Genomic DNA, 14486 nt, shown 5'->3' with positions numbered 1-14486 from the left:
CGAGCAGACGCAGAATCGCCTAAACCCGTGCGGGTTTAGGCGATTCTGCGTCTGCTCGCCAGCCGGCCTCAGTACAGCGCGTTGGCGAGGTTGCGCCGACCGGCCACGACCTCGGGATCGGCGGGGTCGAACAGCTCGAACAGCTCGATCAGCCGGGTGCGCACCCGGGTGCGCTCTTCTCCAGATGTCCGACGCACCAACGCGATCAGGCGCTCGAAGGCCGCACTCACATCCTGGTTGAGGACTTGCACGTCGGCTGCCGCAAACGCGGCGTCGATGTCATCCGACAAGCTGTCGGCGACCGAGACGGCGTCGGGCCGTTGTGCGGTTGCGCGGATGAGGAATTCGATCTGGCGGATGGCCGCCTTGGCTTCGACGCTTCCTGGGTTGGCATCCAAAATCGCCTGATATGACTTGCGCGCGGCAACAAAGTCGCCATCCTCGAGCTGCTGGCGCGCCTGTGCCACCGCTGGATCGACTTCGGTGGACTCCTCGGAACTCGCTGCGCCCTTGAGCTTTCCGGCTGTCGCAGACAACAGGGAATCCACCCAGCGACTCAGTTGGTCCGCGGGCTGGAGGCCCTGGAAGCTCGAGATCGGCTGTCCCGCAGCCAAGGCCACCACGGTCGGAACCGCTTGGACGCCGAATATCTGTGCCACCCTGGGTGCGACGTCAACGTTAACCGACGCCAGCGACCACTTGCCCTTAGCGGCAGCGGCCAAGCCGGACAGCGTGTCAAGCAAGTCGACGCATACCTCGCTGCGGGGTGACCACAGCAACACCACCACCGGCACTTCGTCGGACCGGACGATCACCTCGTCCTCGAAGTTCGCCTCGGTGATCTCGGTCACACCGGACGGCGTCGACAGTGCCCGGTCGGCATCCGTGCTCGCCGCAGCGTTTTGCTGGGCACGTTGTTTGATGCCGGAGAGGTCAACAGCACCGGCCATGGCCGGCCCGAGCGGGGGTCGCGGACGCGTCACGCCGTCAAGTCTGTCATGCCGCTGCGGTCATCGATCCACCCGGTGGCGCCGACCCTGCGGCAGGAGCCGACATACCGCGATCGGTTGGTATGACCAAGATCACACTGGCCGCCACCGACCCCTCAACCGCTATCCGGCCCGCAATATCAGTGCGTCGCCCTGCCCGCCAGCCCCGCACAATGCGGCAACCCCGACGCCCGATCCCCGGCGTGCCAACTGCAGCGCCGCATGTAGCGTGATTCGCGTCCCTGACATGCCGAGGGGATGCCCGACGGCAATCGCACCACCGTTGACGTTGACGATCTGGGGGTTCAGCCCGAGTTCGCGTATCGAGGCCAATGCCACCGCAGCGAACGCCTCGTTGATCTCCACCACGTCGAGCTGGTCCACCGAGATGCCCTCGCGATCCAGCGCCTTGTTGATCGCGTTGGCCGGCTGCGATTGCAGTGTGGAATCCGGCCCGGCCACCACACCGTGGGCGCCGATCTCGGCTAGCCAGGTCAGCCCCAGTTCCTGGGCCTTTTCCTGGTTCATGACCACCACCGCGGCCGCACCGTCGGAGATCTGTGACGCCGACCCGGCGGTGATGGTGCCGTCGCCACGGAACGCCGGCTTCAGACCGGCCAGCGCGGCGGCGGTGGTGTTGGCGCGGATCCCCTCGTCCTCGGTGAACTGCAGTGGATCGCCCGTGCGCTGCGGGATGTTCACCGGGATCACCTCGTCGGCGAATACGCCGTCCTTCCATGCCGCGGCCGCCTTTTGGTGGGACGCAGCCGCGTACTCGTCCTGTTCGGAGCGGGTGAACATGTCGACGTCGTTGCGTTGCTCGGTGAGCGCGCCCATCGGCTGATCGGTGAACACGTCGTGCAGACCGTCGTAGGCCATGTGGTCCAAAACCGTAACGTCGCCGTACTTGTAACCCGACCGGCTATTCATCAACAGGTGGGGCGCCTTCGTCATCGACTCCTGACCGCCGGCCACCACCACGTCGAACTCTCTGGCCCGAATGAGTTGATCAGCCAGCGCGATTGCGTCGATGCCGGACAGGCACATCTTGTTGATCGTCAGCGCAGGGACATCCCAACCGATGCCGGCCGCCACTGCCGCCTGCCGTGCGGGCATTTGCCCGGCACCCGCGGTCAACACCTGGCCCATGATCACGTACTCGACCAAGGACGCCGGCACGTTGGCCTTCTCCAGGGCGCCCTTAATGGCGATGGCACCCAGCTCGCTGGCGCTGAAATCCTTCAGGGAGCCCATCAACTTGCCGATGGGTGTACGCGCGCCAGCAACAATCACCGATGTCGTTATGACTACCTCCTCAGCGCACCCGAAAGCCGATCTGACCGACCCGGAGAAGCAGATTCTTTCCCTTCAGGTTACCGTTGTGTGATGACGACCGATCAAGTCCACGCCCGTCACATGCTGGCTACCTCGTTGGTAACTGGACTCGATCACGTCGGTATTGCGGTCGCCGACCTGGACGTTGCCATCGAGTGGTATCACGACCACCTTGGCATGATCCTGGTCCACGAGGAAATCAACGACGATCAGGGCATCCGCGAGGCACTGCTGGCGGTGCCGGGCTCCGCGGCGCAAATCCAGTTGATGGCCCCGCTCGACGAATCCTCGGTGATAGCGAAGTTCCTGGACAAGCGCGGGCCAGGCATCCAACAGCTGGCGTGCCGGGTCAGCGATCTTGACGCCATGTGTCGGCGGCTGCGCTCCCAGGGCGTCCGGCTGGTCTACGAGACGGCCAGGCGTGGCACCGCGAACTCACGGATCAACTTCATCCACCCGAAAGACGCCGGCGGGGTTCTGATCGAGTTGGTGGAGCCGGCCCCCTAAGGCGCACCAGCAGGGCGCACCAGCCGCCAAAAGCCTAGGTCCATTTTCGAGTCGGACCGCGGGTTGCTCGGTTCGCCCAGCACGGGGTGTGCCAGTGACGCCGGTCATCGACGCCGGCTTGCGGCAAGTCAGTCGGCCACACTACCACATGTGCAGTACCGGAACGGATTTCGTGATCACACCCCGGACAGCGATAGGTCTTGACGGCGCGGGCCGCAGCGACCGGTCGTACTTCATACTCGTGGCCATCGGGCCCCGCTTCCACTCGGCGCAGGGCCCACGACGGCGGTTCCGGCCGCTGCCGGTGCAGCGGTTTGCGGCGCCGAGCCATCGCATCAGTTTAATCGCGCAACTCAGAACAGCCGGTACTCGCCGCTATCCATCCCGCGCATTGTGTCGTAATCCAATGTCAAACAACGGATCCCGCGGTCGGTGGCCAGAATCCGAGCCTGCGGCTTGATCTGTTGAGCGGCAAACACCCCCTTGACCGGCGCGAGCACACTGTCGCGGTTGAGCAACTCGAGGTAGCGGGTCAGCTGCTCCACGCCGTCGATCTCGCCACGCCGCTTGATTTCCACCGCGACCGAGCCACCTCGTTCGTCGCGGCACAGCAGGTCGACGGGTCCGATCGCGGTCATGTACTCGCGGCGGACCAGCGTGTACCCTTCGCCCAGCAATTGGATGTGCTCGGCGAGCAACGCCTGCAAGTGGGCCTCGACGCCGTCCTTGACCAGCCCGGGGTCCACGCCCAGCTCGTGGCTACTGTCGTGCTCGATTCCTTCGATAGTGATGCGCAGCTGCTCGCCGGCCTTGTTCTCGACCACCCACACTGGCGCCTGGCCGCCGGACTCTTCGGTCAACCAGCACGGCGGACTCATCCAGTTCAACGGCTTGTAGGCGCGGTCGTCAGCATGTACGCTGACCGATCCGTCGGCCTTGAACAGCAACAGCCGGCGCGCGGACGGCAGATGCGCGGTGAGCCGGCCGATGTAGTCGACAGTGCACTGGGCGATGACTAGACGCACCCGACTCACCTTAGAGCGCGCAACGACGTTGTTCCTTAGAGCGTGACCGACACACTACGCTGACGTCACCATGCCATCCGAGAAGGCCACCACTCGACACTTGCCAGGGGCCGTCGAGACTCTCAGCCCGCGCACTGGACGACGGCCAGAGACGCCCGCATACGGCTCATGGCTGCTTGGGCGCGTGTCGGAGAGCCCACGGATGCGGCGGGTACGTATCCAGGGCATGCTGACCGTCGCCATTTTGGTCACGAACGTGATCGGGCTCATTGTCGGTGCCATGCTACTGACGGTCGCCTTTCCGAAACCAAGCGTGATTTTGGACGCCCCGCATTGGGTGTCGTTCGGGATCGTTCCGGGATACTGCGTGCTCGCCTTCATACTGGGCACCTACTGGCTCACCAGGCAAACGGCTCGAGCGTTGCGGTGGGCAATCGAGGAACGCACCCCCAGCCATGATGAGGCGCGCAGCGCTTTCCTAGTCCCACTGCGAGTGGCGTTGGCAGTTCTTTTCCTGTGGGGCGCCGCCGCAGCGTTGTGGACGATAATCTACGGCCTGGCCAACCGGTTGTTTATCCCGCGGTTCCTGTTTTCGATGGGCGTCATCGGCGTTGTCGCAGCCACCAGCTGCTATCTGTTAACCGAGTTTGCGCTTCGCCCGATGGCCGCCCAGGCGCTCGAAGTGGGAGCAACACCACGATCGCTGGTGCGAGGCATCGTGGGCCGAACCATGCTGGTGTGGCTGCTCTGTTCAGGCGTACCCAATGTCGGTGTCGCCCTCACCGCCATCTTCGACGATACGTTTTGGGAACTCTCCAATGATCAATTCATGATCACAGTGCTGATCCTGTGGGCACCACTGTTGATCTTCGGATTCATCCTGATGTGGATTCTCGCTTGGCTGACGGCCACGCCTGTGCGCGTGGTCCGCGAGGCGCTCAACCGCGTAGAGCAGGGCGATCTAAGCGGCGATCTGGTCGTATTCGACGGGACCGAACTCGGTGAGCTACAGCGTGGTTTCAACAGAATGGTCGAGGGCCTGCGCGAGCGCGAACGCGTACGCGATCTCTTCGGCCGCCACGTCGGTCGCGAGGTCGCCGCAGCAGCCGAACGCGAGCGACCAAAACTGGGCGGCGAAGAGCGCCATGTCGCCGTCGTCTTCGTCGACATCGTCGGTTCAACTCAATTGGTCACCAGCCGGCCTGCGGCAGAGGTCGTGATGCTACTCAACCGGTTCTTCACGGTAATCGTCGATGAAGTGAACCATCACCGTGGACTTGTCAACAAGTTTCAGGGAGACGCCTCGCTGGCAGTCTTCGGGGCCCCCAACCGCCTGAGCCATCCCGAAGATGCCGCGCTGGCCACCGCACGAGCCATCGCCGACCGGCTAGCCAGCGAAATGCCGGAGTGCCAAGCCGGCATCGGGGTAGCGGCAGGTCAGGTTGTCGCCGGCAATGTCGGCGCCCACGAACGGTTCGAATACACCGTGATCGGCGAACCGGTCAACGAGGCTGCACGACTGTGCGAACTGGCAAAATCATACCCGAGCCGATTGTTGGCGTCGTCGCAAACGTTGCGCGGTGCCAGTGAAAACGAATGTGCCCGTTGGTCTTTAGGCGAGACCGTGACACTTCGCGGGCACGACCAGCCCATCCGGCTGGCGTCGCCAGTTCAACAGCTGCAGATGCCTGCTCAGTCGGCCGACATAGTCGGCGGTGCACTGGGCGATCACCAGACCCACACGATTTACCGTGGGGCGCATCCGACAGATTAGGCTGACGCCACCATGCCGGCGAAAAAGACCATGGCGCAACGCCTGGGCCAGGCACTCGAGACGATGACCCGTCAGTGCGGCCAGCTGCCCGAGACCCCGGCGTATGGCTCCTGGTTGCTTGGGCGGGTGTCAGAAAGCCCGTCGCGTCGCTGGGTACGCATCAAGCGCATCGTGACCGTCTATATCATGACGGCGAACCTGACCGGGATCGTGGTCGCGCTGCTAGTGGTGACCTTCGCTTTTCCGGTGCCTAGCATCTACACCGACGCCCCATGGTGGGTCACCTTCGGGGTCGCACCGGCCTATGCGACGCTCGCACTGGCCATCGGCACCTACTGGATAACCACGCGAATCGTCAGAGCGTCCATACGGTGGGCGATCGAGGAACGCGCGCCGAGCCAGGCCGACGGGCGCAACACCTTGCTGCTCCCGTTTCGAGTGGCAGCCGTCCACCTCATTCTGTGGGATATCGGCGGGGCGTTGTTGGCCACGCTCTACGGGCTGGCCAACCGCGTATTCGTCACCATAATTTTGTTCTCGGTGACTATCTGCGGCGTTTTGGTAGCCACCAATTGCTACTTGTTCACCGAGTTCGCGCTGCGACCCGTAGCCGCTAAAGCACTCGAAGCGGGACGACCGCCACGACGGTTTGCACCGGGCATCATGGGCCGAACGATGACGGTGTGGTCGCTAGGTTCAGGCGTGCCTGTGACCGGCATCGCCACGACAGCGCTCTACGTCCTATTGGTGCACAATCTGACCGAAACGCAGCTCGCGTCGGCGGTGTTGATCCTGTCGATAACCACGTTGATCTTCGGGTTTCTCGTGATGTGGATTCTTGCTTGGCTGACGGCGGCGCCGGTGCGAGTGGTGCGCGCTGCGCTCAAGCGTGTCGAGCAGGGGGATCTGCGCGGGGATCTGGTGGTGTTCGACGGCACCGAACTCGGTGAGCTGCAGCGTGGTTTCAACGCGATGGTCAACGGCCTGCGCGAGCGCGAACGCGTGCGCGACCTTTTCGGCCGCCACGTCGGACGCGAAGTCGCCGCCGCCGCCGAGCGTGAACGACCACAGCTAGGCGGCGAAGACCGCCACGCCGCCGTCGTCTTCGTCGACATCGTCGGCTCCACCCAGCTGGTGGACAACCAACCTGCCGCCCACGTGGTCAAGCTCCTCAACCGGTTTTTCGCGATCGTCGTCAACGAGGTCGACCGTCACCACGGACTGATCAACAAGTTCGCAGGCGACGCCGCCCTGGCCATCTTCGGAGCCCCGAACCGCCTCGACCGTCCCGAAGACGCCGCGCTGGCCGCCGCCCGGGCCATAGCCGAGCGGCTGGCCAACGAGATGCCCGAGGTCCAAGCCGGCATCGGGGTGGCGGCAGGCCAGATCGTCGCCGGCAATGTCGGCGCCAAGCAAAGATTCGAATACACAGTGGTCGGCAAGCCGGTCAACCAGGCGGCCCGATTGTGCGAACTGGCCAAATCACACCCCGCGCGATTGCTAGCATCCTCGGACACACTGCACGCTGCCAGCGAAACCGAGCGTGCCCATTGGTCTTTGGGCGAGACGGTGACGCTGCGCGGACATGAGCAGCCGACTCGGCTGGCCGTGCCCACCTAAGCCGGGCAAACAACACGAGCGCGCCAACCGGTCGCACCCGACTCTTCGACAAACTAGTCTGACGCCACAATGTCGGCCAAGAAGAGCACGGCGCAACGCTTGGGTCGGGTGCTGGAGACGGTGACCCGGCAGAGCGGCCGGCTGCCAGAAACTCCCGCGTACGGCTCCTGGCTGCTTGGGCGGGTTTCGGAAAGCCAACGGCGCCGACGGGTACGGATCCAGGTCATGCTGACCGCGCTGGTCGTGACCGCGAACCTGCTCGGCATCGGGGTTGCCCTGCTATTGGTGACGATCGCCATCCCCGAACCGAGCATCGTTCGCGACACGCCACGGTGGCTCACGTTCGGGGTGGTACCGGGCTATGTCCTGCTAGCCCTCGCTTTGGGTAGCTACGCACTGACCAGGCAGACCGTGCAAGCCCTGCGCTGGGCGATCGAAGGACGGAAACCGACTCGTGAGGAGGAGCGCCGCACCTTCCTGGCCCCCTGGCGAGTCGCCGTGGGCCACCTCATGTTCTGGGGTGTTGGCACGGCGCTCTTGACGACACTCTACGGCCTGATCAACAACGCGTTCATCCCGCGATTCCTGTTCGCGGTCAGCTTTTGCGGCGTATTGGTCGCAACCGCAACCTATCTGCATACCGAGTTCGCATTGCGCCCGTTCGCCGCCCAGGCGCTCGAGGCCGGGCCGCCGCCACGCCGGTTGGCGCCGGGAATCCTGGGCCGGACCATGGTGGTGTGGCTGCTCGGTTCGGGAGTACCCGTCGTCGGCATCGCCCTGATGGCGATGTTCGAAATGGTGCTGCTCAATCTCACTCGGATGCAGTTCGCGACGGGCGTGCTGATCATCTCGATGGTCACATTGGTGTTCGGGTTCATCCTGATGTGGATCCTGGCCTGGCTGACGGCGACCCCGGTGCGGGTGGTGCGTGCGGCGCTGCGGCGCGTCGAGCGGGGCGAGCTACGGACCAACCTGGTGGTCTTCGACGGCACCGAACTCGGCGAGCTGCAGCGTGGTTTCAACGCGATGGTCGCCGGACTGCGGGAGCGCGAACGAGTGCGCGATCTGTTCGGCCGCCACGTCGGACGCGAAGTCGCCGCCGCCGCCGAGCGTGAACGTTCGAAACTGGGCGGCGAAGAACGCCACGTCGCCGTCGTGTTCATCGACATCGTCGGCTCGACGCAATTGGTGACCAGCCGGCCGCCGGCCGACGTCGTCAAGCTGCTCAACAAGTTCTTCGCGATTGTCGTCGACGAGGTCGACCGCCACCACGGATTGGTCAACAAGTTCGAGGGGGACGCGTCGCTAACCATCTTCGGCGCCCCGAACCGGCTTCCCTGTCCCGAAGACAAGGCACTGGCCGCCGCGCGGGCGATAGCCGATCGGCTGGTCAACGAAATGCCCGAGTGCCAGGCCGGGATCGGCGTGGCGGCGGGGCAGGTCATTGCCGGCAACGTGGGTGCCCGAGAACGGTTCGAGTACACCGTGATCGGGGAGCCGGTCAACGAGGCGGCCCGATTGTGCGAACTGGCCAAATCGCGTCCCGGCAAGTTGCTGGCTTCGGCACAGGCCGTGGACGCCGCAAGCGAAGAGGAGCGCGCCCGTTGGTCTTTGGGTAGGCATGTGAAACTTCGTGGGCACGACCAACCGGTCCGGCTGGCCAAGCCGGTCGGGCTGACCAAGCCGCGTAGGTAACCTGCCCGAACCCACGACGACCCCATCACAATGTCGTTTTTCCGCCAGTCATGTCGGTGGGCGGGTGTAATTGTTGAAGGGTGCACGACGACTTCGAACGCTGCTACCGGGCGGTCCAGTCCAAAGACGCCCGGTTCGACGGCTGGTTCGTCGTCGCGGTTTTGACCACCGGTGTCTACTGCCGGCCGAGTTGCCCCGTCCGGCCACCGTTCGCGCGCAATGTCCGGTTCCTGCCGACTGCGGCGGCCGCTCAGGGGGAGGGATTCCGGGCCTGCAAACGGTGCCGCCCCGACGCCTCGCCTGGGTCTCCGGAATGGAATGTGCGTAGTGACGTCGTGGCGCGGGCGATGCGGCTGATTGCCGACGGAACGGTGGACCGCGACGGTGTCAGCGGCCTCGCGGCCCAGCTCGGTTACACCATTCGCCAGCTGGAGCGGCTGTTGCAGGCCGTGGTCGGCGCCGGTCCGCTCGCGTTGGCCCGCGCCCAACGCATGCAGACCGCCCGGGTGCTGATCGAGACCACGAACCTGCCGTTCGGCGATGTCGCATTCGCCGCCGGGTTTTCCAGCATCCGTCAGTTCAACGACACCGTTCGCCTGGCGTGCGACGGCACACCGACGGCATTGCGTGCGCGCGCGGCCGCCCGATTCGAGTCTGCCACCGCATCAGCGGGCACGGTGTCGCTGCGGCTACCCGTCCGTGCACCATTCGCCTTCGAGGGTGTTTTCGGCCATCTGGCCGCCACCGCGGTGCCGGGTTGCGAAGAGGTCCGCGATGGTGCGTACCGACGCACGCTACGGCTCCCATGGGGCAACGGCATCGTCAGCCTGACGCCGGCACCCGATCATGTGCGCTGCCTGCTTGTGCTCGATGATTTCCGCGACCTGATGACGGCCACTGCACGTTGCCGACGGCTGCTGGACCTCGACGCCGATCCCGAAGCGATCGTCGAGGCGCTGGGCGCCGATCCGGATCTGCGCGCAGTGGTGGGCAAGGCACCCGGGCAACGCATTCCCCGCACAGTCGACGAGGCAGAATTCGCCGTGCGGGCGGTCCTCGCCCAACAGGTATCGACGAAGGCCGCAAGCACTCACGCGGGCCGACTGGTCGCCGCCTACGGACGGCCGGTCCACGATCGCCACGGCGCTTTGACCCACACCTTCCCGTCGATCGAGCAGCTCGCTGAGATCGATCCCGGCCATCTGGCCGTCCCCAAGGCGCGTCAAAGGACCATAAACGCGCTCGTCGCCAGCCTTGCCGACAAAAGTCTGGTCCTGGACGCCGGATGTGACTGGCAACGCGCCCGCGGGCAGTTGCTAGCGCTGCCCGGAGTGGGCCCCTGGACCGCGGAGGTCATCGCCATGCGCGGCCTCGGTGACCCGGACGCCTTTCCGGCCAGTGATCTCGGCCTGCGGCTGGCCGCCAAAAAGCTGGGCCTGCCTGCACAACGACGAGCCCTGACGGTGCACAGCGCTCGCTGGCGCCCCTGGCGCTCCTATGCCACCCAGCACCTGTGGACCACCCTGGAACATCCGGTAAACCAATGGCCACCGCAGGAGAAGATCGCATGATTCACTACCGCACCATCGATAGCCCCATCGGGCCATTAACCCTGGCCGGGCATGGCTCGGTGTTGACGAACCTGCGGATGCTCGAGCAGACGTATGAGCCAAGCCGCACACACTGGACACCCGACCCCGGCGCATTTTCTGGCGCTGTCGACCAACTCAACGCTTATTTCGCCGGCGAGCTCACCGAATTCGATGTGGAACTTGACCTCCGGGGAACCGACTTTCAGCAACGAGTATGGAAAGCATTGCTGACAATCCCGTACGGGGAAACCCGGTCCTACGGGGAAATCGCCGACCAGATCGGCGCCCCCGGCGCCGCACGCGCCGTGGGATTGGCCAACGGCCACAATCCCATCGCCATCATCGTCCCGTGCCACCGCGTGATCGGCGCCAGCGGAAAGCTCACCGGGTACGGCGGTGGAATCAACCGGAAACGAGCTCTGCTCGAGTTGGAGAAAAGCCGGGCGCCCGCAGACTTGACGCTCTTCGACTGAGCGCCCCCGCCCGCGAGGGTATCGTCATTGCGAAAATCGAAGCCATAATTCGCCCGCTCGCGAGCGGCTGAGTCGATATAAACATACAAAAACACCACCGTTACCGGGGGTGTTTTTGTATGTTCGGCGGTGTCCTACTTTTCCACCCGGAGGGGCAGTATCATCGGCGCTGGCAGGCTTAGCTTCCGGGTTCGGAATGGGACCGGGCGTTTCCCTGCCGCTGTGGCCGCCGTAACTCTATGCAAATTTGTTCTGGTGGGGGGTGTGGACGCACGGCTAGCGCCGTGAACGGATGTGGTTGCGAGTTTGTTTTTGCCTCCCTTTTCCAAAAGGGAGGGTGTTGTAAGTTTTCGGCCGGTTAGCACCAGTTCCCTACACCCATTACTGAGCTTCCAGGTCTGACCTATTGAACCCGTGTTCTGCGGGGGGCCTTATCCCACCAAGTGGGTGAGAAACCTGATCTTGGAGAAGGTTTCCCGCTTAGATGCTTTCAGCGGTTATCCTGACCGAACGTGGCTATCCAGCGGTGCCCCTGGCGGGACAACTGGTGCACCAGAGGTTCGTCCGTCCCGGTCCTCTCGTACTAGGGACAGGTTTCCTCAAGTTTCTGACGCGCGCGGCGGATAGAGACCGAACTGTCTCACGACGTTCTAAACCCAGCTCGCGTGCCGCTTTAATGGGCGAACAGCCCAACCCTTGGGACCTGCTCCAGCCCCAGGATGCGACGAGCCGACATCGAGGTGCCAAACCATCCCGTCGATATGGACTCTTGGGGAAGATCAGCCTGTTATCCCCGGGGTACCTTTTATCCGTTGAGCGACACCCCTTCCACTCGGGGGTGCCGGATCACTAATCCCGACTTTCGTCCCTGCTTGACTTGTAAGTCTCGCAGTCAAGCTCCCTTGTGCATTTACACTCGCCACCTGATTGCCGTCCAGGTTGAGGGAACCTTTGGGCGCCTCCGTTACATTTTAGGAGGCAACCGCCCCAGTTAAACTACCCGCCAGGCACTGTCCCTAAACCCGATTCAGGGTTCGAGGTTAGATGCCCAATACGATCAGAGTGGTATTTCAACAACGACTCCGCCCCAACTGGCGTCGAGGTTTCACAGTCTCCCACCTATCCTACACAAACCGTACCGAACATCAATACCAAGTTGTAGTGAAGGTCCCGGGGTCTTTTCGTCCTGCCGCGCGTAACGAGCATCTTTACTCGTAGTGCAATTTCGCCGAGTCTATGGTTGAGACAGTTGAGAAGTCGTTACGCCATTCGTGCAGGTCGGAACTTACCCGACAAGGAATTTCGCTACCTTAGGATGGTTATAGTTACCACCGCCGTTTACTGGGGCTTAAATTCTCCGCTTCACCCTTGCGGGTTAACGGGTCCTCTTAACCTTCCAGCACCGGGCAGGCGTCAGTCCGTATACATCGTCTTGCGACTTCGCACGGACCTGTGTTTTTAGTAAACAGTCGCTCCTCACTGGTTTCTGCGACCGGATCCCGCTCCCACCGCAAGGGTGTTCACGATATTCCGGTCCCCCTTCTCCCGAAGTTACGGGGGCATTTTGCCGAGTTCCTTAACCATAGTTATCTCGTACGCCTTGGTATGCTCTACCTGACCACCTGTGTCGGTTTGGGGTACGGGCCGTGTGTGTGCTCGCTAGAGGCTTTTCTTGGCAGCAGAGGATCACCGAATTCGCCTCAACCGGCTATGCGTCACCTCTCAGGATTAGTGAGCGACGGATTTGCCTATCGCTCTCCCTACCGGCTTGCCCCAGTGTTACCACTGACTGGTACGGCTACCTTCCTGCGTCACCCCTTCGCTTGACTACTACCAGCGAAGTTCCCACGCAGCCCCAGAACTCCACACCCCCGAAGGGGAGTGATCGATCCGGTTTTGGGTGGTTAGTACCGCTGATTCGTCACGGGCGCCCACACACGGGTACGGGAATATCAACCCGTTGTCCATCGACTACGCCTGTCGGCCTCGCCTTAGGTCCCGACTCACCCTGGGCGGACTGGCCTGGCCCAGGAACCCTTGGTCTTTCGGCGGGCAAGGTTCTCACTTGCCTTGTCGCTACTCATGCCTGCATTCTCACTCCCCCACCCTCCACCACCGGTCACCCGGTGGCTTCGCTGAATGAGGGACGCTCCCCTACCCACACCCACCACAAGGTGGATGTGCCGCGGCTTCGGCGGTGTGCTTGAGCCCCGCTACATTATCGGCGCACAATCACTTGACCAGTGAGCTATTACGCACTCTTTCAAGGGTGGCTGCTTCTAAGCCAACCTCCTGGTTGTCTTTGCGACTGCACATCCTTTCCCACTTAGCACACGCTTGGGGGCCTTAGCCGGCGATCTGGGCTGTTTCCCTTTCGACGTACGGAGCTTATCCCCCGCCGTCTCACTGCCACGCTTTACACCACGGCATTCGGAGTTTGGCTGACGTCAGTAACCTAGTAGGGCCCATCGGCCATCCAGTAGCTCTACCTCCGCGGTGAACCACGCAACGCTGCACCTAAATGCATTTCGGGGAGAACCAGCTATCACGGAGTTTGATTGGCCTTTCACCCCTACCCACAGCTCATCCCCTCAGTCTTCAACCTAAGTGGGTTCGGGCCTCCACGCGGTCTTACCCGCGCTTCACCCTGGCCATGGGTAGATCACTCCGCTTCGGGTCCAGAACACGCCACTATTCACACGCGCGTATGCGCGTGTGGGTCGCCCTATTCAGACTCGCTTTCGCTGCGGCTACCCCACACGGGTTAACCTTGCGACATGTCCCTGACTCGCAGGCTCATTCTTCAAAAGGCACGCCATCACCACCCTCCTCCGGAGAGGAAAAGGAGGCTCTGACGGATTGTAGGCACACGGTTTCAGGTACTCTTTCACTCCCCTCCCGGGGTACTTTTCACCATTCCCTCACGGTACTAATCCGCTATCGGTCATCGAGGAGTATTTAGGCTTACCGGGTGGTCCCGGCGGATTCACAGCGGATTCCACGGGCCCGCTGCTACTCGGGAATTGATACTAGGCAGGTGCCGGGTTTTCGCGTACCGGGCTCTCACCGTCTACGGCAGACCATCCCAGGCCACTTCCGCTAACCACGACACTTTCTGACTGCCTCTCAGCCGGGTAGCGCTGAGACATATCCTCCCACAACCCCGCACACACAACCCCTACCCGGTTACCCATGCGTGCGGTTTAGCCTGTTCCGCGTTCGCTCGCCACTACTTGCGGAATCACAATTGTTTTCTCCTCCTACGGGTACTGAGATGTTTCACTTCCCCGCGTTCCCTCCCGCACCCTATATATTCAGATGCGGGTAGCACGACATCACTCGTGCTGGGTTTCCCCATTCGGAAATCCTCGGATCCACGCTCGGTTGACAGCTCCCCGAGGCATATCGCAGCCTCCCACGTCCTTCATCGGCTCTCGATGCCAAGGCATCCACCATGCGCCCTTAGACACTTACAA

General features: G+C 63.0%; 10 protein-coding genes and 2 rRNA genes. 6 read left to right on the top strand and 6 right to left on the bottom strand.

The window, feature by feature from the left end:
- Positions 1–68 precede the first annotated feature (68 nt).
- Together FF952_RS07065 and FF952_RS07060 are read right to left on the bottom strand one after the other, a co-directional pair.
- Positions 69–983 (bottom strand): thioredoxin family protein, encoded by a 915-nt coding sequence (locus FF952_RS07065; protein ID WP_003406887.1) that lies wholly within the window; start codon positions 981–983, stop codon positions 69–71.
- Positions 984–1112: 129 nt separating this feature from the next.
- A complete protein-coding gene (locus FF952_RS07060; protein WP_023637385.1) occupies positions 1113–2294 on the bottom strand; it encodes an acetyl-CoA C-acetyltransferase in 1182 nt (393 codons plus the stop codon).
- Positions 2295–2372: 78 nt separating this feature from the next.
- Between FF952_RS07060 and mce the strand changes: the two genes are divergently transcribed.
- Positions 2373–2831 carry a methylmalonyl-CoA epimerase gene (mce, locus tag FF952_RS07055; RefSeq protein WP_003406879.1) on the top strand — a complete coding sequence of 153 codons (459 nt, stop codon included), beginning with the start codon at positions 2373–2375 and terminating at the stop codon, positions 2829–2831.
- Between the two features lie 34 nt (positions 2832–2865).
- Here mce and FF952_RS07050 read toward each other — a convergent pair whose 3' ends face one another.
- On the bottom strand, positions 2866–3162 hold the full coding sequence (locus FF952_RS07050) for an Rv1322 family protein (RefSeq protein WP_003898823.1): 297 nt from the start codon (positions 3160–3162) through the stop codon (positions 2866–2868).
- Between the two features lie 22 nt (positions 3163–3184).
- Positions 3185–3856, bottom strand: coding sequence for an endonuclease NucS (gene nucS, locus FF952_RS07045; protein ID WP_003406872.1), 672 nt, complete (start codon positions 3854–3856; stop codon positions 3185–3187).
- A gap of 70 nt (positions 3857–3926) precedes the next feature.
- Here nucS and FF952_RS07040 point away from each other — a divergent pair, with 70 nt between their 5' ends.
- The 5 genes from FF952_RS07040 to ogt all read left to right on the top strand — a co-directional run bounded on the left by FF952_RS07040 (position 3927) and on the right by ogt (position 11010).
- Positions 3927–5630, top strand: a complete 1704-nt coding sequence (locus FF952_RS07040) for an adenylate/guanylate cyclase domain-containing protein (protein ID WP_003898821.1) — start codon at positions 3927–3929, stop codon at positions 5628–5630.
- A gap of 12 nt (positions 5631–5642) precedes the next feature.
- Entirely contained in the window at positions 5643–7250 is a 1608-nt protein-coding gene (locus tag FF952_RS07035) for an adenylate/guanylate cyclase domain-containing protein (RefSeq protein ID WP_003898820.1), read from the top strand.
- Positions 7251–7319: 69 nt separating this feature from the next.
- Complete coding sequence (locus FF952_RS07030; protein ID WP_003406864.1) at positions 7320–8945, top strand: adenylate/guanylate cyclase domain-containing protein; 1626 nt, start codon at positions 7320–7322, stop codon at positions 8943–8945.
- Positions 8946–9025: 80 nt separating this feature from the next.
- Positions 9026–10516 (top strand): bifunctional regulatory protein/DNA repair enzyme AlkA, encoded by a 1491-nt coding sequence (alkA, locus tag FF952_RS07025; RefSeq protein WP_003406860.1) that lies wholly within the window; start codon positions 9026–9028, stop codon positions 10514–10516.
- The gene (gene ogt, locus FF952_RS07020; RefSeq protein WP_003406857.1) at positions 10513–11010 is read left to right on the top strand and encodes a methylated-DNA--protein-cysteine methyltransferase; all 498 of its coding nucleotides are present in this window, start codon (positions 10513–10515) and stop codon (positions 11008–11010) included. Before alkA ends, ogt begins: the two co-directional genes overlap by 4 nt.
- A 121-nt stretch (positions 11011–11131) precedes the next feature.
- Here the strand turns inward: ogt and rrf are convergent.
- Positions 11132–11244, bottom strand: a 5S ribosomal RNA gene (gene rrf / locus FF952_RS07015).
- A gap of 104 nt (positions 11245–11348) precedes the next feature.
- A 23S ribosomal RNA gene (locus FF952_RS07010) occupies positions 11349–14486 on the bottom strand.

This window comes from Mycobacterium tuberculosis complex sp. N0072, from assembly GCF_030323725.1.
In the GTDB taxonomy this organism is placed as follows: domain Bacteria; phylum Actinomycetota; class Actinomycetes; order Mycobacteriales; family Mycobacteriaceae; genus Mycobacterium; species Mycobacterium tuberculosis.
This window is presented reverse-complemented; position numbering and strand designations above follow the sequence as displayed.